At 66.9% G+C, this 18,240-nt stretch carries 21 protein-coding genes; 8 read left to right on the top strand and 13 right to left on the bottom strand.

The genetic code is table 11. The annotated features are described in order from the left end of the window. The first annotated feature begins 83 nt into the window (after positions 1-83). The 3 genes from ACYQ1H_RS13700 to ACYQ1H_RS13710 all read left to right on the top strand — a co-directional run bounded on the left by ACYQ1H_RS13700 (position 84) and on the right by ACYQ1H_RS13710 (position 3,548). On the top strand, positions 84-554 hold the full coding sequence (locus ACYQ1H_RS13700) for a hypothetical protein (RefSeq protein ID WP_460028606.1): 471 nt from the start codon (positions 84-86) through the stop codon (positions 552-554). 493 nt (positions 555-1,047) lie between these two features. Beyond that, positions 1,048-3,282, top strand: coding sequence for a DNA topoisomerase IV subunit A (gene parC / locus ACYQ1H_RS13705; protein ID WP_460028607.1), 2,235 nt, complete (start codon positions 1,048-1,050; stop codon positions 3,280-3,282). Further along, positions 3,279-3,548 (top strand): sulfurtransferase TusA family protein, encoded by a 270-nt coding sequence (locus ACYQ1H_RS13710; RefSeq protein ID WP_460028608.1) that lies wholly within the window; start codon positions 3,279-3,281, stop codon positions 3,546-3,548. The genes parC and ACYQ1H_RS13710 overlap by 4 nt, the downstream gene beginning before the upstream one ends. Positions 3,549-3,590: 42 nt before the next feature. Here ACYQ1H_RS13710 and ACYQ1H_RS13715 read toward each other — a convergent pair whose 3' ends face one another. Next, a complete protein-coding gene (locus ACYQ1H_RS13715) occupies positions 3,591-4,301 on the bottom strand; it encodes a histidinol-phosphatase (RefSeq protein ID WP_460028609.1) in 711 nt (236 codons plus the stop codon). 132 nt (positions 4,302-4,433) lie between these two features. Here ACYQ1H_RS13715 and ACYQ1H_RS13720 point away from each other — a divergent pair, with 132 nt between their 5' ends. Next, positions 4,434-4,955, top strand: coding sequence for an RNA pyrophosphohydrolase (locus ACYQ1H_RS13720; protein WP_460028610.1), 522 nt, complete (start codon positions 4,434-4,436; stop codon positions 4,953-4,955). 18 nt (positions 4,956-4,973) lie between these two features. Here ACYQ1H_RS13720 and cpdA read toward each other — a convergent pair whose 3' ends face one another. From cpdA to ACYQ1H_RS13775, 11 genes are all read right to left on the bottom strand, one after another. Beyond that, positions 4,974-5,810: a 3',5'-cyclic-AMP phosphodiesterase gene (cpdA, locus tag ACYQ1H_RS13725; RefSeq protein ID WP_460028611.1), complete on the bottom strand. Its 837-nt coding sequence runs from the start codon at positions 5,808-5,810 to the stop codon at positions 4,974-4,976. A gap of 25 nt (positions 5,811-5,835) precedes the next feature. Continuing rightward, positions 5,836-6,354: an adenine phosphoribosyltransferase gene (locus ACYQ1H_RS13730; RefSeq protein WP_460028612.1), complete on the bottom strand. Its 519-nt coding sequence runs from the start codon at positions 6,352-6,354 to the stop codon at positions 5,836-5,838. Continuing rightward, on the bottom strand, positions 6,354-8,246 hold the full coding sequence (gene dxs, locus ACYQ1H_RS13735) for a 1-deoxy-D-xylulose-5-phosphate synthase (protein ID WP_460028613.1): 1,893 nt from the start codon (positions 8,244-8,246) through the stop codon (positions 6,354-6,356). Before dxs ends, ACYQ1H_RS13730 begins: the two co-directional genes overlap by 1 nt. Before the next feature lie 126 nt (positions 8,247-8,372). Beyond that, on the bottom strand, positions 8,373-9,275 hold the full coding sequence (gene ispA, locus ACYQ1H_RS13740) for a (2E,6E)-farnesyl diphosphate synthase (RefSeq protein ID WP_460028614.1): 903 nt from the start codon (positions 9,273-9,275) through the stop codon (positions 8,373-8,375). Then, positions 9,262-9,495 carry an exodeoxyribonuclease VII small subunit gene (locus ACYQ1H_RS13745; RefSeq protein ID WP_460028615.1) on the bottom strand — a complete coding sequence of 78 codons (234 nt, stop codon included), beginning with the start codon at positions 9,493-9,495 and terminating at the stop codon, positions 9,262-9,264. The genes ispA and ACYQ1H_RS13745 overlap by 14 nt, the downstream gene beginning before the upstream one ends. 131 nt (positions 9,496-9,626) lie before the next feature. Further along, positions 9,627-10,487 (bottom strand): 3-mercaptopyruvate sulfurtransferase, encoded by an 861-nt coding sequence (gene sseA / locus ACYQ1H_RS13750; protein WP_460028616.1) that lies wholly within the window; start codon positions 10,485-10,487, stop codon positions 9,627-9,629. A 22-nt stretch (positions 10,488-10,509) separates the two neighbouring features. Next, the gene (gene dapE / locus ACYQ1H_RS13755; protein WP_460028617.1) at positions 10,510-11,640 is read right to left on the bottom strand and encodes a succinyl-diaminopimelate desuccinylase; all 1,131 of its coding nucleotides are present in this window, start codon (positions 11,638-11,640) and stop codon (positions 10,510-10,512) included. Continuing rightward, positions 11,637-11,978, bottom strand: a complete 342-nt coding sequence (locus ACYQ1H_RS13760) for an ArsC family reductase (RefSeq protein ID WP_460028618.1) — start codon at positions 11,976-11,978, stop codon at positions 11,637-11,639. Before ACYQ1H_RS13760 ends, dapE begins: the two co-directional genes overlap by 4 nt. 6 nt (positions 11,979-11,984) lie before the next feature. After that, positions 11,985-12,575 (bottom strand): DUF2726 domain-containing protein, encoded by a 591-nt coding sequence (locus ACYQ1H_RS13765; RefSeq protein ID WP_460028619.1) that lies wholly within the window; start codon positions 12,573-12,575, stop codon positions 11,985-11,987. Between the two features lie 142 nt (positions 12,576-12,717). Continuing rightward, positions 12,718-13,848, bottom strand: coding sequence for a PilT/PilU family type 4a pilus ATPase (locus tag ACYQ1H_RS13770; protein ID WP_460028620.1), 1,131 nt, complete (start codon positions 13,846-13,848; stop codon positions 12,718-12,720). Positions 13,849-13,862: 14 nt separating this feature from the next. Continuing rightward, a complete protein-coding gene (locus ACYQ1H_RS13775; protein WP_460028621.1) occupies positions 13,863-14,897 on the bottom strand; it encodes a type IV pilus twitching motility protein PilT in 1,035 nt (344 codons plus the stop codon). A gap of 98 nt (positions 14,898-14,995) precedes the next feature. On the opposite strand from ACYQ1H_RS13775, the gene ACYQ1H_RS13780 reads away from it, so the two are divergent. Genes ACYQ1H_RS13780 through ACYQ1H_RS13795 form a run of 4 tightly spaced genes read left to right on the top strand, consistent with a single transcriptional unit; the run spans position 14,996 to position 17,407 of the window. After that, the gene (locus ACYQ1H_RS13780) at positions 14,996-15,682 is read left to right on the top strand and encodes a YggS family pyridoxal phosphate-dependent enzyme (protein WP_460028622.1); all 687 of its coding nucleotides are present in this window, start codon (positions 14,996-14,998) and stop codon (positions 15,680-15,682) included. Between the two features lie 45 nt (positions 15,683-15,727). Continuing rightward, positions 15,728-16,552, top strand: a complete 825-nt coding sequence (gene proC, locus ACYQ1H_RS13785; RefSeq protein WP_460028623.1) for a pyrroline-5-carboxylate reductase — start codon at positions 15,728-15,730, stop codon at positions 16,550-16,552. A 2-nt stretch (positions 16,553-16,554) separates the two neighbouring features. Then, positions 16,555-17,130, top strand: coding sequence for a YggT family protein (locus ACYQ1H_RS13790; protein ID WP_460028624.1), 576 nt, complete (start codon positions 16,555-16,557; stop codon positions 17,128-17,130). Positions 17,131-17,137: 7 nt separating this feature from the next. Beyond that, positions 17,138-17,407: a DUF167 family protein gene (locus ACYQ1H_RS13795; RefSeq protein WP_460028625.1), complete on the top strand. Its 270-nt coding sequence runs from the start codon at positions 17,138-17,140 to the stop codon at positions 17,405-17,407. Positions 17,408-17,428: 21 nt separating this feature from the next. On the opposite strand, the gene trmB is transcribed toward ACYQ1H_RS13795, so the two are convergent. Next, entirely contained in the window at positions 17,429-18,154 is a 726-nt protein-coding gene (trmB, locus tag ACYQ1H_RS13800; RefSeq protein ID WP_460028626.1) for a tRNA (guanosine(46)-N7)-methyltransferase TrmB, read from the bottom strand. Positions 18,155-18,240: the final 86 nt, after the last annotated feature.

The following is an 18,240-nucleotide window of genomic DNA, read 5'->3' on the forward strand; positions in this document are numbered from 1 at the left end:
AATCAGGGCCGACGTTGTGGCCGCACACCGCATGCTGTACAGTCGAACAGGCCGATATCATAAGCACAAGAGAGGTACCTGCCGTGAACTCCGTCACTGTATATGCCGCCTGCACTCTGGCGCTTTTCCTCGCTTCCGGCGATCTCCTGGCGGCAAGATCGGGGCGGGGGCACGACCATGCTACAGCCGTCCAGGCCCAGAGCGAGAAAACCCAGAAATTCTGTTCCATCCAGACCTTGAAGGGCACCTACCTGTACTCGGAACGGGGTTACGACGAGGGCAATCCCTTTGCCGAGAGCGGTATGGAAACCTATGACGGCAAGGGCAACATCATCGGGTTCGGGAGCGACAGCAGCGACCCTGTCAATGGTTCGTTCGTCGGAACCTACCGTATCGAAGGGGACTGCTCGGGCACCCTGACCTATGACGGCGGGACGGTCTACAACATCTATGTGCAGCCCGATGGCAGCCTTTTCTCATTCCTCGATACCACCACGGGCAGCGTGCTTTCCGGCGAAGAGAAACGCATCTCGAAGAAACTGATTCTCAAGTAACCCTGGTCAGCCAGCGCCCAGGGTATTCCCACGGCGGGAATACGGCGGCATACCGGGTTTTCCGAAGGGTAATGGCCGGTTTCATGCCGGCGGGTGGTGCGGAAAGACCGGCGCCGGGATAGCCGTTCTGGCGGATTGCCCCGGGACATCCGGACGTGGACGTGACGGATGGCCCGGCCCTGGCAGCAAGCCTGCCATCGGCAGGGGTTGCCAGCGCAATGCTGTGCCTGCCCACGAAGCGCGGATGACCGCGCTTGCCGCGACTGGCTTGCGGAAAGTCATCGCCCCGTCGAGTTCCCGGGCACAATCCATCGAGTCGGGCTGGCCCATCCCTCGTCAGGCCAGGGTGCCGGTCCTCCTGCCCGGGGAAACGGGTACCGGAGGACCGGCAAGGGAACGCGCGTCCCCGGGCCGGGACGATCCCTCCGGAACCCGCTAGAATTCGGCGTCCAGGCGACGCCTGACATCCTGTTCCCTCATCCGAACGTCATTCGTGAACGCACTCTCCCACGAACAGCTGCCCCTGCTCGACTTCACCGAGAAGGCGTACCTGGACTATTCCATGTACGTCATCCTCGATCGCGCCCTGCCCCACATCGCCGACGGGCTGAAACCGGTGCAGCGGCGCATCGTCTATGCCATGTCCGAGCTGGGCCTCTCGCCGACCGCCAAGTACAAGAAATCCGCCCGTACCGTGGGCGATGTGCTCGGCATGTATCACCCGCACGGCGACCAGGCCTGCTACGAGGCCATGGTGCTGATGGCGCAGCCCTTTTCCTACCGCTATCCCCTGATCGACGGCCAGGGCAACTGGGGCTCGCCGGACGATCCCAAATCCTTCGCCGCCATGCGCTATACCGAGTCGCGCCTGACGCCCTACGCGCAGACCCTGCTGGCGGAACTGGAGCAGGGCACGGTGGACTGGCAGGCCAATTACGACGGCACCAAGGACGAGCCGCGGCTGTTGCCGGCGCGGCTGCCGAACGTGCTGCTGAACGGCGCCACCGGCATTGCCGTCGGCATGTCCACCGACATCCCGCCGCACAACCTGCGCGAAGTGGTCGAGGCCTGCATCCACCTGCTGGAAACGCCGGACGCCAGCCTGGAAGCCCTGTGCGAGCATGTGCGCGGACCCGACTTCACTACCGAGGCGGAAATCATCACCCCGCGCGAGGACATCCTCCGCCTCTATCGCACCGGCAACGGTTCGGTGCGCCTCCGTGCCCGCTGGGAGGTCGAGGATGGCAACATCGTCATCACGGCGCTGCCGCACCAGGTCTCGGGCGACACCGTCCTGCAGGCGATCGCCGCGCAGATGCAGGCCAAGAAGCTGCCGCTGGTCGAGGACCTGCGCGACGAGTCCGACCATGAGAATCCCTGTCGCCTGGTGATCATGCCGCGCGGTCGCAAATGCGATGCCGAGCAGCTGATGTCGCATCTGTTTGCCACCACCGATCTGGAGAAGAGCTACCGCGTCAATCTCAACATGATCGGTCTCAGCGGCAAGCCGCAGGTCAAGGGCTTGCGCGACATTCTGGTCGAGTGGCTGAGTTTCCGCACCGAGACCGTCCGCCGCCGTCTGCAACATCGGCTGGACAGGGTCCTCGCCCGGCTGCACATCCTCGATGGTCTCTTGATCGCCTTTCTCAATATCGACGAGGTCATCGCCATCATCCGCCGCGAGGATCAGCCCAAGCCGGTGCTGATGGCGCGCTTCGGACTCACCGATGTCCAGGCCGAGGCCATCCTGGAGCTGAAATTGCGCCATCTCGCCAAGCTGGAGGAGATGAGGATCCGCGGCGAGCAGGCGGAACTGTCGGAGGAGCGCGAGCGCCTGGAGGGCCTGCTGGCGTCGCCGCAGCAGCTCAGGAACCTGATCCAGCAGGAACTGCGGCAGGATGCGGACCGCTACGGCGATGCGCGTCGTTCGCCCATCGTCGCCCGCCAGGCGGCGCAGGCGCTGGACGTGACGGCGGTGATCGGCAGCGAGCCGGTGACCATCATTCTGTCCGAGAAGGGCTGGATACGGGCCGCCAAGGGCCACGAGGTCGATCCGCCGTCGTTGGCCTATCGCTCCGGGGACAGCTTCCTCGCCGCGGCCGCCGGCCGCAGCAACCAGCCGGTCTACCTGCTGGATTCCACCGGCCGGAGTTATGCCGTGCCGGCGCATGAGCTGCCCTCGGCGCGTACCCAGGGCGAGCCGTTGACCGGGCGCCTGAGTCCGCCAGGCGGCGCCGTCTTCAGCGCGGTTCTGGCCGGCGGCGAGGAGGACTGGTATCTCCTGGCCACCAGTGCGGGCTACGGGTTCCTCGCGCCGCTGAAGGAGTTCCACAGCAAGAACCGCACCGGCAAGGCACTGCTGACCGTGCCCCCCCATGCCACGGTGCTGCGCCCCGTCCGCATTGCCGCGCCGGAACACGATACGGTGGCGGTCGTGACCCGGCAGGGGCGCCTGCTGGCGTTCCCGGCGGCCGAGATCCCGGTGCTGAACAAGGGCAAGGGCAACAAGCTGATCCAGATCGTGACGGAGGAACTGGCCAATGGCACCGACAGCCTACTGGCGATGACGGGCCTCCCGGCGGGCGCCGGGCTCAGGCTCCACTGTGGCAAGCGCCACCTGAGCCTGTCGGCATCGGAGCTTGCCGGCTATCTGGGAGGCCGTGGCCGCCGCGGCAATCACCTGCCGCGCGGGTTTCAGCGGGTGGACAGCCTGGAGGTCCTGGCATGAGCGGTGGTCATGCCGGGGGCGATCGGTTGTCGGCCTTGCTGGCGTTCGATCTGGAAATCGACACCCGCGGGCTCATGTGTCCCTTGCCGTTGCTGCGCCTGAAAAAGGCCCTGCAAACCCTGGAGGGTGGGCAAGTCGTGCGGGTGTTGGCGACCGATCCGGCGTCGGTGCTGGATTTCGGGGTTTTCGTCGAGCAGACGGGTCACGCGCTGCTGGACTGGCGCGAGGAGACCGGCGTCTTCATCTACCTGATCCGCAAGGGCTGAACGCCGGCCGTGGGACAGTTCCGGCAACCCGGCGCTAGTCGCTCACAGCCAGGGCTTGCCCCGGCCCACCCGCGTCAGGTGGTGATCGGGACAGCTGCCGTCGCGCAGGCTGATCACGGACCAGCCCCGGCTCTCGGCCTCCCGTTCCAGGATAGCGTCCGGGTCGACTGCCACCGGGTGCTCCACCTGTTCGAGCAGGGGCAAGTCGTTGTGGGAGTCGCTGTAGAACCAGCTGCCGCGGAGATCGTGTCCGTTCCCGGCCAGCCATTCCTGTAGCCGGGTAACCTTGCCGGCCTGGAAGCAGGGGGTGCCCTCGTATCGGCCGGTGTAGTGGCCATCGCTGAACTCCGGCGCGGTGGCGATCAGGTGCTCGATGCCGTACAGCACCGCGATGGGTTCGGTGACGAAGCGGTTGGTCGCGGTGACGATCAGCAGGGTGTCGCCCGCCGCCCGGTGGCGCGCGATCAGCTCGCGCGCGGCCGGCAGCAGGATCGGTTCGATCTTTTCGTGCACGAACGCCGATCGCCAGCGGTGAAGCTGGTCGGCCGGGTGCTCCGACAACGGTTTCAGGGCGAAGGCCAGGAATTCGCCGATATCCAGTTTCCCCGCCTTGTAGTCCTCATAGAAGCGCGCATTTGCCGCTTCATAATGATCGCGATCGACGATACCCCGGTCGACGAGGAACTGGCCCCAGAGATAATCGCTGTCACCGGCGATGAGGGTGTTGTCGAGGTCAAAGATTGCCAGAGTCACGCGTTTCCTTTACATTCGGCGATTAGTGAAAAGGCCGGTCTGACCCGGCGCGGTGGGCTCGCCTGCTGGCCCCGCGGCCGGCGGCACAAAGCCGCGGATTATACCTATTCGAATTCCTGAACCTGGCCAGCCATGATAGACCGTGACGGATACCGCCTGAATGTCGGCATCGTGCTTTGCAACAACGAGCGCCGTGTCTTCTGGGCGCGCCGGGTCGGCATGCGTTCCTGGCAGTTTCCCCAGGGCGGCATCAAGCGCAACGAGAATCCCGAGGACGCCATGTACCGGGAGCTCTACGAGGAGGTCGGCCTGCGCAGCCGCGATGTCCAGCTGATCGGGCGCACCAGCCAGTGGCTGCATTACGACCTGCCGGAGCGTTACATCCGCAAGCGTTCCTATCCGCTCTGCATCGGCCAGAAGCAGCTATGGTTCATGCTGCGGCTGATGTCGCCGGAATCCCATATCCGGCTGGATTGCTCGGTAAAGCCCGAATTCGATACCTGGTGCTGGGTCGACTACTGGGATCCGGTCAGGGATGTGGTCTATTTCAAGCGCCAGGTCTACCAGCAGGCCCTGACCGAACTGGGCGACCTGCTTGGTTTCGCCCGACCCAAGTCCGAACTGCCGGCGCTGTTGCAGGCCGAGCACCACTGACCCTCATCGCCGTGCCGCTCAATAGCCGGCCGAGCCGACATCCAGCCCTGCCGGCAACCGGTCCAGGCGCCTGACCACGGTCGCCAGGGTACCGTCCTCGCGCAACTCGATCCAGCGATATCCCGGCGGAACCGCGTCCAGGCCGAAATCCGCCTGCCGTGGTCCGAACTGGAAGCAGGTCGACGGGCTACCCAGCAGGCGAATGCCGTTCAGTTCCTCATCCAGAACTTGGTGGATGTGGCCGAAGACGATGCCGCGCACCTGTGGGTGCCGCGAGAGCTGCTCGAAGAACGCGCCGGTGTTTTCGAGCTGCATCGTGTCCATCCAGGCGCTACCGCTCGGGACCGGGTGGTGGTGCAGGGCGATCAGGGCGTGCCGCTCCGGTTGCTGTTCCAGGAGGCTGGCCAGTGTCGCGAGTTGCGCCGCCGACAAGCGGCCCTTCGGCGAGCCAGGCACGGTGCTGTCCAGACAGATGATCTGCCAGTCCGGCAGCAGTATCTGCGGTTGGACATGCAGGCGTCCCCCGGCCAGATGGCGCGCCAGCAGTGCCGGATCGTCATGATTGCCGGGCAGGCACCAGGCCTGGCAGGGCAGGTCGGCCAGTAGGCTGGCCAGGCGCATGTAGGTTTCGGGGCAGGCATCCTGGACCAGGTCCCCGGTCAGCAGCGCCAGATCGGGCGGGGTGCCATCGGCAAGCGCGGCAGCCAGCGTTTCCCGGAAGCTGCGCTCGGTATCCACGCCCAGCAGCGTGTCGCCGGGCGCCTTGCGAAGATGAAAATCCGTCAGCTGCAACAGGCGTATCAGGCGGGTATCCTCGGTCAGGCGTGGTTTCGCGGTGCCGCCCCGGGGCGGCATTCCGGCGGGCGGCGGCGCCGCTCGATCAATAATGCAGCAGCGAATGAATCGGCCAGCGCTCCAGTCTGTCGCGGCCGCGCAGCGCGTCCAGTTCGACCATGAAGGCGCACCCCGCCACCTCGGCACCCAGCGACTCGATCAGCTCGCAGCTGGCCCGTGCCGTGCCGCCGGTTGCCAGCAGGTCATCGATGATCAGTACGCGGTCACCCTCGCCGACGGCATCGGTATGTACCTCCAGGGCGGCCGATCCGTACTCCAGGTCGTATTCCATCGATTTCACCTGGTGGTAGGGCAGCTTGCCGGGCTTGCGCAGCGGCACGAAGCCAACGCCCAATTCCCAGGCCACCAGGGAACCGAAGATGAAGCCGCGAGCCTCCATGCCGGCGACCGCGGTGACGCCCTGGCCGAGGAACGGCCGGTGCAGGCACTCCACGGCCAGCCGCAGGCACTCGGCATCGAGTACCACTGGCGTGATGTCCTTGAAGAGGATGCCTGGCCTGGGGAAATCGGGAATGTCGCGGATCCTGGCCTTGATCCGTTCCATCAGGCGCTTTTCCTGGCGGGTTTGGCGCCGGTCGCGCGGTAATGCTCGATGCTCTTCAGGATGCCGGCTGTATCCAGTCCTGCCACTGACAGCACTTCTTCGCGGGTGCCCTGCTCGATGAACAGGTCGGGCAGGCCGATGGTGAGCAGCGGCGTGCGGCAATGGTGGGCGTTCAGCACCTCGTTGACGCCATTGCCGGCGCCGCCGGAGATGACGTTTTCCTCGATCGTGACCAGCAGTTCGTGCTCCTTGGCCAGCCTCAGGATCAGTGCCTCATCCAGGGGTTTCACGAAGCGCATGTTGACGACCGTGGCATTCAGCTGCTCGCCGACTTCCAGGGCCGGCTGGACCATGGCGCCGAAGGCCAGCAGCGCGATGCCCTTGCCCTGGCGCCGCACGTCGGCCTTGCCCAGCGGCAGCGCGCTCATGGCCGCTTCGACCGGCGTGCCGGGACCCTTGCCACGCGGATAGCGGACCGCGGCCGGACCGTCGAGCAGGAAGCCGGTGTAGAGCATCTGCCGGCATTCGTTCTCGTCGGCCGGCGCCATGATGACCATGCCCGGCAGGCAGCGCAGATAGCTGAGGTCGAAGCTGCCGGCATGGGTCGGGCCGTCCGGGCCGACCAGGCCGGCGCGGTCGATGGCGAACAGCACGGGCAGCTGCTGCAGCACCACGTCATGGATCAGCTGGTCATAGGCGCGCTGCAGGAAGGTCGAGTAGATGGCGACCACCGGCTTGAAGCCCTCGCAGGCCTGGCCGGCCGCCAGTGTCACGGCATGCTGCTCGGCGATGCCGACGTCGAAATAGCGTTCCGGGAAGCGTTTCTCGAATTCCACCAGTCCCGAACCTTCCCGCATCGCCGGCGTGACGCCGAGCAGGCGCGGGTCGCGTTCGGCCATGTCGCACAGCCACTGCCCAAACACCTCGGTGTAGGTCGGCGAGCTGGGCTTGGCCTTGGGCAGGTGGTCCTTGCTGGGATCGAAGGTACCGACGCCATGATAGGCGACCGGGTCCTTTTCGGCCGGCAGGTAGCCCTTGCCCTTCCTGGTGACGACATGCAGGAACCGAGGGCCATCGGTCTGGCGCAGGTTGCGCAGGGTCGTGATCAGCGTGTCCAGGTCGTGGCCGTCGATCGGGCCGATGTAGTTGAAGCCCAGCTCCTCGAACAGGGTACCGGGTGCGACCATACCCTTGACATGCTCTTCCGCCCGCCGGGCCAGCTCCCACACCGTCGGCATGCGATTCTTCAGCAGCTGCTTGCTGCCCTGCCGGATGGTGGAATAGAAGCGGCCCGACAGCAGCTTGGCCAGGTAGTTGTTCATCGCTCCCACGTTCGGCGAGATCGACATCTCGTTGTCGTTGAGCACGACCAGCAGGTTGGCGTCCAGGGCACCGGCATGATTGAGGGCCTCGAAGGCCATGCCGCCGGTCAGCCCGCCGTCGCCGATGATGGCCACGGCATGGGCGTTGCGCTGTTCCAGCCGGGCGGCGATGGCCATGCCCAGGGCGGCGCTGATGGAGGTGCTGGAGTGACCCACGCCGAAGGTGTCGTAGTCGCTCTCGTTGCGGCAGGGGAAGGCCGACAGCCCGTCCTTCTTGCGGATGGTGGGCATGCGTTCGCGCCGCCCGGTCAGGATCTTGTGCGGATAGGCCTGATGGCCGACGTCCCAGACCAGCCGGTCGTGCGGGGTATCGAAGACATAGTGCAGCGCGATCGTCAGCTCGACCGTGCCCAGGCCCGCCGCCAGGTGGCCGCCCGACTGGCTGACGCTGTGCAGCAGGAAGTCGCGCAGTTCCTCGGCCAGTTGCGGCAGCTGGTCTTCCGACAGGGCGCGCAGGTCGGCCGGGTCGGTGATGGTGTCGAGCAGGGGGGCGTGGGTGGATTGAGTCATGGGGAGTTCTGTCCTGGCGGTCGGCGAGCGCCGCGGGTGATGCAACCTAGTTGATGAAGCGCGCGAGGTTTCCGTGTCGCATGGCGAGGCAGCGGCTCTGCGGCCAGCCGGGCGGGGCTGCCGGGGTCAATGATGCCTCTCGATGATGAACCGCGACAACTCGCGCAGCAGGTTGGCCTCCGGGCCCATGCCCGCGAGGCTGTCCAGCGCCGATTCGTGCAGCTCCCGGGCCTTCTGTTTGGCGCCGGCCAGCCCCAGCAGGGCCGGGTAGTTGGGCTTGTTGTTGTCGCGATCCTTGCCCTGGGTCTTGCCGAGGGTCTGGGTATCGCTTTCCTCGTCGAGGATGTCGTCCTGGATCTGGAAGGCCAGCCCGATGCACTTGGCATAGTGGTCGAGGCGGTCGGTCACCACCGGCTCGATGGGCGTCTGGGCCAGCGCCGCCAGCTTGACGCTGGCACGGATCAGGGCGCCGGTCTTGCGGATGTGCATGCTTTCGAGGGTCGGCAGGTCCAGCGCCTGGCCGACCGCATCCAGGTCGATGGCCTGGCCGCCGACCATGCCGAGCGAGCCGCTGGCCATGGCCAGGCACTCGATCATGGCGACGCGGTTTTCCGCCGGTACCCTGATGCTCGGGTCATGGGCCAGCACGTGAAACGCCAGCGCCTGCAGGCCGTCGCCGGCGAGGATCGCGGTGGCCTCGTCGAAGGCGATATGACAGGTGGGCTTGCCGCGCCGCAGGGTGTCGTTGTCCATCGCCGGCAGGTCGTCGTGAATCAGCGAGTAGACGTGAATCATCTCCACCGCGGCTGCCGGGCCGTCCAGCAGGTCGAGCGCCAGGCCCAGCGCCTGCCCGGTGGCATAGGTGAGCAGCGGCCGCAGCCGCTTGCCGCCGCCCAGCGCGGAATAGCGCATGGCCTGGTGCAGCCGTTCCGGCATGCGGGTCTCGGCGGGCAGGCGGGCGTCCAGGGCGGCTTCGGCGCGGGTCTGGCAGGCCGCCATGAAGTCTGGCAAGGCGTCAGGAGATGTCATCGGTGAAAGGCTTGTAGGTGGGTTCGCCGTTTTCTTCCAGCAGGATGCGAACTTTCTGCTCGGCTTCCTTGAGGGCATTCTGGCAGCTGCGCGTCAGCTGCACGCCGCGTTCGAATAGGCGCAGGGATTCCTCCAGGGAGAGATTGCCCTGCTCCATGCGCTCGACCAGCTGCTCCAGCTCGGTCAACGACTCTTCGAAATGCGGAGCTTTTCTGGCCATGCGTCGTTGATCGCGCTGCTTGCGGGCAATAAAGCCGTATTATGGCAAAACTTCTTTGTTGAGAAAAATACTGGGTTTTAGGCCCGGCCGGGGCGAGCGGGTCGCCGTCGCCACCATTCCGCCTGTCCCGGTCATGCCGCGCCGGTGCTGACCGGCATATCCTCGCGGGCGCCCCACTCCGACCAGGAGCCGTCGTAGACCGCCACGTATTCGTTGCCCAGACGGTAGAGACCCAGGGCCAGGATCGCGGCGGTGACGCCACTGCCGCAGGTGGTGACGACCGGCTTGTCCGGGTCGATGCCGGCGGCGAGGAACGCCTGGCGCAGCGCGTCGACCGGCTTCAGGCAGTGGCTGTCGTCGTCGATCAGGCGGCGGAAGAACAGGTTGTGGCTGCCGGGGATGTGTCCGGACCGGAGTTCCGGTCGCGGCTCCGGCTCGCTGCCGGTGAAGCGGCCCGGCGAGCGGGCGTCCAGCAACTGCGTCTCGGGATGGCCGATGGCGTCGCGTATCTCGTCGAGGTTGCGCACCAGCGCGGGGCGATGAACCGCGTGGAAGTGGCGGCTCTGCGCCGGCTCCGGTCCCGAGCGCGTGGGCAGGTTCAGCGCCTGCCAGCGGGCCAGCCCACCGTCGAGCACCAGGACATGGTCGTGGTCGAAGACCCGGAAAGTCCACCAGGCGCGGGCGGCGGCCATGAAATCGTTGTTGTCGTAGATGACGACCGTGGTGAATTCCTCGATGCCGAGCTTGCCGGCCGCCGCCGAGAACGCCTCGGCGCTTGGCAGCATGTGCGGCAGCGGCGTGTCGTGATCGGCGATCACGTCGATATCGAAGAACAGGGCGCCGGGAATGTGCGCGTGCAGGTACTCGTCGCGCGCGTTGCGACCCTGGCTCGGCAGGAAGAAGGTGGCATCCAGGATGACCAGGTCCGGCGCGTCCAGCCGTTCGGCCAGCCACTCGGCGGAAACCAGGGGGGCGTTTGCTTGTTCGGTCATGCGGTGGCTCCAGTCCGAAGGTTCATGCAACCAGCAGGTTGACCAGGATGTTTTCGTAGATGTCGGACAGCAGGTCAAGGTCCGCCACCGGGACCGCTTCGTTGACCTTGTGGATCGTCCCGTTCAGGGGGCCGAGTTCCACCACTTCGGCGCCGGTGGGCGCGACGAAGCGGCCGTCGGAGGTGCCGCCGCCGGTATCCGCCCGCGCCGGCTGGCCGACCACCCGCCGCAGGGCCGACTGGGTCGCCTCGATCAGCGTCGTGCCCGTGGTCAGGAACGGTGCCCCGGACAGCCGCCAGTCCAGCTCGTAGCGCAGGCCATGCCGGTCGAGTATGGCGTGGACGCGCCTCCGGATGTCGGCCTCGGTGAGCGCCGTGGAGTAGCGGAAGTTGAAACTGGCCACCAGCCGCCCGGGGATGACATTCTCGGCGCCGGTGCCGGCCTGGATGTTCGAGACCTGGAAGCTGGTCGGCGGGAAGCAGTCATTGCCCGCGTCCCACACTTCCGCCGTCAGTTCCGCCAGCGCCGGGGCAAGGCGGTGGATCGGGTTGTCGGCCTTGTCCGGGTAGGCCACGTGACCCTGCACGCCATGCACGGTCAGAGTGCCGCAGAGCGAGCCGCGGCGGCCGATCCGGATGACGTCGCCCAGCCGGTCGAAGCTCGACGGTTCGCCGATCAGGCACCAGGTGATCTTTTCCCCGCGCGCCTCGAAGGTCTCGATGACCCTGGCCACGCCATGGGTTGCCGTCCCTTCCTCGTCGCTGGTCATGAGGATGGCGACCGAGCCCCTGTGGTCGGGATGGCGGGTGACGAAGCGTTGCAGCGCCGTCACCATGGCGGCGACACCGCTCTTCATGTCGGCGGCGCCACGGCCGTGCAGCAGGCCGTTCTCGATCACCGGCGCGAAGGGTGGATGGCGCCAGTCCGATTCCGGTCCGGACGGCACCACATCGGTATGTCCCAGGAGCACCAGCAGCGGCGCCCCGGTTCCGTGGCGCATGTAGAGATTCTGCGTGTCGGCGAAGTCCAGCCGCTCCAGGGTGAAGCCGCAGGGCGACAGGTGCTCGGCGATCAGCTCCATGCAGCCGGCATCGTCCGGGGTCACCGAGCGCCGGCGGATGAGTTCGCAGGTCAGTTCCAGGGTTGCGCTCATGTCAGCTCGGCATAGCGTTCGGTTGAAAATCCCGCCAGCAGGCGGTCGCCGGCGACCAGCAGCGGCCGCTTGATCAGCGTTGGCTGCGCCAGCATCAGTGCCAGCGCGCGCGCCTCGTCCAGGTCCTGGCGCGCCGCCTCGGGCAGCTGGCGCCAGGTCGTGCTCTTGCGGTTGAGCAGGTTTTCCCAGCCCAGCCGGCTTGCCCAGTCCTGCAGCAGGGCGGGTTCCAGCCCGTCGGCGCGCAGGTCGTGAAAACGGTGGGCGCGGCCGTGCGCGTGCAACCAGGCAGCGGCCTTGCGGCAGCTGTCGCAGTTCTTGATCCCGTACAGGGTCCACATGACGGTTCAGAGCTCCAGTTTTTCCAGTTCGGCGATGGTCGGCTCCTTGCGGCCATCGGTTTCGGTGATGAACAACGGCTCCCGGCGCACGGCCTCGGCAACGGCCTGGCGGATATCGTGGCGGTCGTAAAAGGGGCTGGCTTCCATGCGCAGCAGCGGCAGGCCGGCCGCGGCGCAGATGGTTTTCAGCGGATGTTCGGCCAGCTCGCGGCCCCGGCGCCCCGGCAGCTTGTGCTGGACCAGCTGGATGGCGCAGGCGATGGACAGATCCGAGAGCTTGCAGAGCACGAACGGGAAGTGCATCTCGCCCAGTTGCTCCAGGGCATCCCAGGCGGCATCGGTGCCGGTCGCGGCACGCGGGGTGACGATATCGTCGATGCGCACCCGGCCGAAGACCGCATAGTCCTCGCCGATGGCCTGGCGCAGGGCTTTGTACAGCTGGCGTTCCTCCGGCGACAGCAGGAAATCCTGCCGCGTGTAGCTGGTGCGGGTGGAGCGCCGGGCTCGCAGCAGGCGGACACCGGTGAGAAACACCAGCAGGATGGCGACGGGCAGCAGGTAGGGCAGCCACCCGGTGAGGAATTCGGCCTTGTCCAAGGTTTATGGGTATCCCGGTTTCGATGCTGTGCCACGATCACGGCCGATCCCTTCGATGGCGCCGGCGGCGTGCAACAGGCAGTGGCATGGATTATACGGGATGCGCCGCCCTTCGCCGGCCTTGGCGCGGGACGCCGGCGGATCAGTCCGGCCCGTCGTCCTCCACCAGCGTCATGCCGGCCGTGGGGTCCGGCGCATCGGGATGGCTGGCGTCCTCGGCCAGCTTGATCATCAGCCGCACCTCGTTCTGCGAATCCGCAGCACGCAGGGCATCCTCGTAGTCGATCCTGCCGTCCCGGTAGAGTGCGAACAGGCACTGGTCGAAGGTCTGCATGCCTTGCTCGCGGGAATGCTTCATCAGTTCCTTGAGCAGATGCACCTCGCCCTTGCGGATGAGGTCGGCGGCACGCGGCGTGTTGACCAGGATCTCGATGGCCGCTACCCGACCCTTGCCGTCGCGCCGGCGGAGCAGCTGCTGCGCAACGATGGCGCGCAGGTTCAGGGACAGGTCCATGAACAGCTGCGGGTGCATCTCCTCCGGGAAGAAGTGCAGGATGCGGTCCAGTGCCTGATTGGCGTTGTTGGCGTGCAGGGTGCTGAGGCACAGGTGGCCGGTCTCGGCGAAGGTGATGGCCTGCTGCATGGTTTCCCGCGTGCGGATCTCGCCGATCAGGATCACGTCGGGCGCCTGGCGCAGGGTGTTCTTCAGCGCCACCTCGTAGGATTCCGTGTCGATGCCGACCTCGCGCTGGGTGACGATGCAGCCGGCATGCGCATGCACGTACTCTAGCGGGTCCTCGATGGTGATGATGTGGCCGCTGGAATGTTCGTTGCGGTGGCGGATCAGCGCGGCCAGCGAGGTCGACTTGCCGGTGCCGGTGCCGCCGACGAACAGGATCAGGCCGCGTTTCTGCATCACCAGCTCGCCGAGGATGGCCGGCAGCCCCAGTTCCTGCCAGCCGGGCACCTGCGTCTGGATGCGGCGCAGCACCATCGCCGCGCAATCGCGCTGCATGAAGGCGCTGACGCGGAAGCGGCCGAGTTCGCCGGCCTCGATGGCGAAGTTGCACTCGTGGGTGCGCTCGAACTCCTTCCGCTGCGCCGCGTTCATGATGCTGAACACCACCTGCAGCGCCTGCTCCCGGGTCAGCCGGTTGCGGCTCATCGGCTGCAGGACGCCATCCACCTTGATGGTGGGCTCGCGATCCGCGGTGATGAACATGTCCGACGCCTGATGGCGCGTCATGATCTCCAGCAGGGTGGTGAAGTTCATGCCGGCCGGCGCACTCAGAAGGCCGCCTTCTGGACGGCCCTGGTGCGCGCCGCCTCGCGGGTGACGACGCCCTTCTCGACCAGTTCCTGCAAGTGCTGGTCCAGGGTCTGCATGCCGTCGCGGCGGCCGGTCTGGATGGCCGAATACATCTGCGCCACCTTGTCCTCGCGGATCAGGTTGCGGATGGCTGGCGTCCCGACCATGATTTCCCAGGCCGCCGTGCGGCCGCCGCCGGTCTTCTTCAGCAGCGCCTGCGAAATGACCGCCTGCAGCGATTCCGACAGCATCGAGCGGATGACGCCCTTTTCGGCGGCCGGGAACACGTCGATGATGCGGTCGATGGTCTTGGCGGCGGAACTGGTGTGCAGGGTGCCGAACACCAGGTGTCCGGTTTCCGCCGCGGTCAGCGCCAGGCGGATGGTTTCCAGGTCACGCATTTCGCCGACCAGGATCACGTCCGGGTCCTCGCGCAGGGCCGAGCGCAGCGCCTCGTTGAAACCCAGCGTGTCACGGTGCACCTCGCGCTGGTTGATCAGGCAGCGCTTGCTCTGGTGCACGAATTCGATCGGATCCTCGATGGTCAGGATATGCGCGTAGTCGTTGGTGTTGATGTGGTCGATCATCGCCGCCAGCGTGGTCGACTTGCCCGACCCGGTCGGGCCGGTGACCAGGATCAGGCCGCGCGGCTGGCGGATGACTTCGCGGAAGAACGCCGGACAGCCGAGCTGCTCCAGCGTCAGGATCGTCGACGGAATGGTGCGGAATACGGCAGCCGAGCCACGATCCTGGTTGAAGGCATTGACGCGGAAGCGGGCGATGCCCGACAGCTCGAACGAGAAGTCGCACTCCAAGAATTCCTCGTAATCGCGCCGCTGCTTGTCGTTCATGATGTCGTAGATCAGCGCGTGCACCGCCTTGGTGTCCAGCGCCGGCACGTTGATGCGGCGGATGTCGCCGTCGACGCGGATCATGGGCGGCAGGCCTGCCGACAGGTGCAGGTCCGAGGCATTGTGCTTGACCGCGAAGGCGAGCAGTTCGGTGATGTCCATCTCGCTCAGGATGTGGCTTGTGCCGCTGGATCGGAGTCTTTACGCTCTTCCGCGCCCGGATGTACCGGGGCCGCAGTATAGATCAACCGTTTTGTGCCATGACTCCGACCCTCAGCGAACGCCTGCATGCCGTCCAGGAACGCATCCACGCCGCCGAGCGCGCCGCCGGCCGCCCGCCCGGCGGCGTCGGCCTGATCGCCGTGAGCAAGACCCAGCCGGCGGCTGCCATCCGCGCCGCCGTCCAGGCCGGGCAGCGCGACTTCGGCGAGAACTACCTGCAGGAGGCGCTGGCCAAGCAGGCGGAACTGGCCGACTGCCCGGCGATTCGCTGGCATTTCATCGGGCCGATACAGTCCAACAAGACCCGTCCGATCGCCACCCATTTCGACTGGGTCCATAGCGTCGACCGCCTCAAGGTGGCCGAACGCCTGAGCGAGCAGCGTCCTTCCCAGAAGCCCGCGCTGAATATCTGCCTGCAGGTCAACATCAGCCACGAGGACAGCAAGAGCGGTATCAACCTGGCCGAACTGCCGGAGCTGGCACGGGCCGTGGCCGCCCTGCCGCGGCTGCGGCTGCGCGGACTCATGGCCATACCGGCGCCGACCGCTGACCCCGCATCCCAGCGGCAGGCGTTCCGCACGCTGCGGCTGGCCCTGGAGAACCTGGACCTGCCGGGGCTGGACACGCTCTCCATGGGCATGTCGGATGACCTGGAAGCCGCCATCCTGGAAGGCGCCACCCTGGTTCGGGTCGGCACTGCCGTGTTTGGGCCGCGGGTGCGCTAGGCTAGAATGCCGCCTCTCCCGAACAGCAACCGGATTCGCAATCCCATGAAACAGCCTTCCCTCGGATTCATCGGCGCCGGCAACATGGCTGGCGCCCTGATCGGCGGCCTGGTCGCGGACGGCTACCCCGCCGACCACCTCTGGGTATCCGATATCGATACCCAGGCGCTGGCGCGACTGGCCGGCGCCCATGGCGTCCAGACCAGCGCCCGCAATGCCATCGTTGCCGAGCATGCGGAGGTGCTGGTGCTGGCGGTCAAGCCGCAGATACTGGGCGGCGTCGTGCGCGACCTGGCCGACATCATCCAGGCACGCCGGCCGCTGGTGGTCAGTATTGCCGCCGGCATCGGCGCCGGCAGCATCGACCGCTGGGCGGGCGGCAACGTCGCCATCGTGCGCTGCATGCCGAACACCCCGGCCATGGTCAAGACCGGCGCGACCGGGCTCTATGCCACCGAGCAGGTCAGCGCCGAGCAGCGCAACCAGGCGGAGGCGATCCTGCGCGCCGTGGGCCTGACCGTCTGGGTCGACGACGAGGCTCAGCTCGACGCGGTGACGGCCCTCTCCGGCAGCGGCCCGGCCTATTTCTTCCTGCTCATGGAGGCGATGGAGGAGGCCGGCATCGCGCTGGGACTGCCCGCCGCCACTGCCCGGCTGCTCAGCCAGCAGACCGCCCTGGGCGCCGGCCGCATCGCCATCGAATCCGACGAGGCGCCGGCCGAACTCCGGCGCCGCGTCACCTCGCCCGGCGGCACCACCGAGCAGGCCATCGCCGCCTTCGAGGCCGGCGGGCTGCGCGAGCTGGTCGCCAGGGCCATGCAGGCCGCCGCCCGACGCGCCACGGAATTGTCCGAACAACTGGGGGCCTGAACATGAACCAAGCCTATTGGGTGGCCCCCGCCATCTTCCTCGCCGACACGCTGTTCAGCCTGTACCTCTTCGCCCTGATGCTGCGCTTCCTGTTCCAGTGGAGCGGGGCGGACTACCAGAACCCGGTCTCGCAGTTCCTGATCCGCGTCACCCATCCGCCGCTGCGCTTCCTGCGCCAGTACATCCCGGCGCTGGGACGGGTGGACACGGCCGCCATCGTCCTGATGCTGGCCTTGCAGATGCTCGGCGGCTATCTGATCTTCCTGATCCAGGGCGCCGCGCCGTCCTTTCCGGCGCTGTCGATCTGGGCCGTGGCGCAGCTGCTGGAGCTGCTGCTGAACATCTACTTCTACGCCATCATCATCCGGGCGTTGCTCAGCTGGCTGGGTCCGATGCGCTACAACCCGATGATATCCCTGCTGTACAGCCTCACCGAGCCCCTGCTGCACGCCAGCCGCCGGTTGCTGCCAGCCGCCGGGGGCATCGACCTCTCTCCCATCGTGCCGCTGATCGGCATCCAGCTGGCCAGGATGCTGCTGCTGCCGCCGTTGCAGCAACTCGCCACCCTCCTCAACTGAACCCGCCGTGAGTCTGCCGCCGGACCTGATTCTCGACCTGCACATCCAGCCGCGTGCCTCGCGGGACGAGATCGCCGGCTATCATGGCGGCCGGCTGAAAATCCGCATCACCGCGCCCCCGGTCGACGGCAAGGCCAACCAGCACCTGATCGGCTTCCTGGCCGAGGTCTTCGGCGTGCCCAAGCGGAATGTGGAACTGCTGGCCGGCGAATCCGGCCGCGAGAAGCGCGTCAGGATCGCCCGGCCGGCGCGCTTGCCGGGCATCCTTCAGCCCTGACCGACCGCGCCGGGCCGGGTTTCAGACCCGCCGGTAGAGCAGGTCCCAGACGCCATGTCCCAGGCGCTCGCCGCGCCGCTCGAACTTGGTCTGCGGCCGGTAGGCCGGGCGCCGGGAATAGGGTGAATCCGGATTCAGGCTGACCAGGCTCGCACACGTTTCCAGCGCCTCCGCCATGTGTTCCGCGTAGGGTTGCCAGTCGGTGGCGGCGTGGAAGATGCCGCCCGGTCTCAGCTTGCCCGCCACCAGACGCAGAAAGTCAGCATTGACGATGCGGCGCTTATGGTGCCGCTTTTTCGGCCAGGGGTCGGGGAAGAACAGCTGCACGCGATCCAGCGCCTGGTCGGCAACCCGATGCGTCAGGATGTCGATGGCATCTGCGCAGTACACGCGCAGGTTGGTCAGTGCCTGCGCCTCGGCCCGCAGCAGCAGATGCCCGACGCCGGGCCGATGCACCTCGATACCGACGAAATCCTCGTTCCGGTTGGCCGCCGCCATCGCCGCCAGGGATTCGCCATCGCCAAAGCCGATTTCCAGCACCAGCGGCGCGTCGCGGCCGAACAGGCCTGCCGGGTCGAGCGGCCGGTCGGGCGCCAGCCCGTAGACCGGCCACAGCGCCTCCAGCGCGCGCGCCTGCCCCAGCGTAATGCGGCCCTGCCGGCGGATGAAACTGCGGATGCGACGTTCCCGCCCGGAGGCATCGGCGTCGGCGGAGGGAAGGGCGGAAAGCGGTTGGTCCTGGCTCATACGCGTGGGGAAAGACGGTTCTGCGGGTCGAAAAAATGGCGCGGATCATAGCATTGGCCGCCCGCAAGGCGATGCGCGGACCCGGG

The sequence above is a fragment of the Methyloparacoccus murrellii genome (assembly GCF_054657115.1).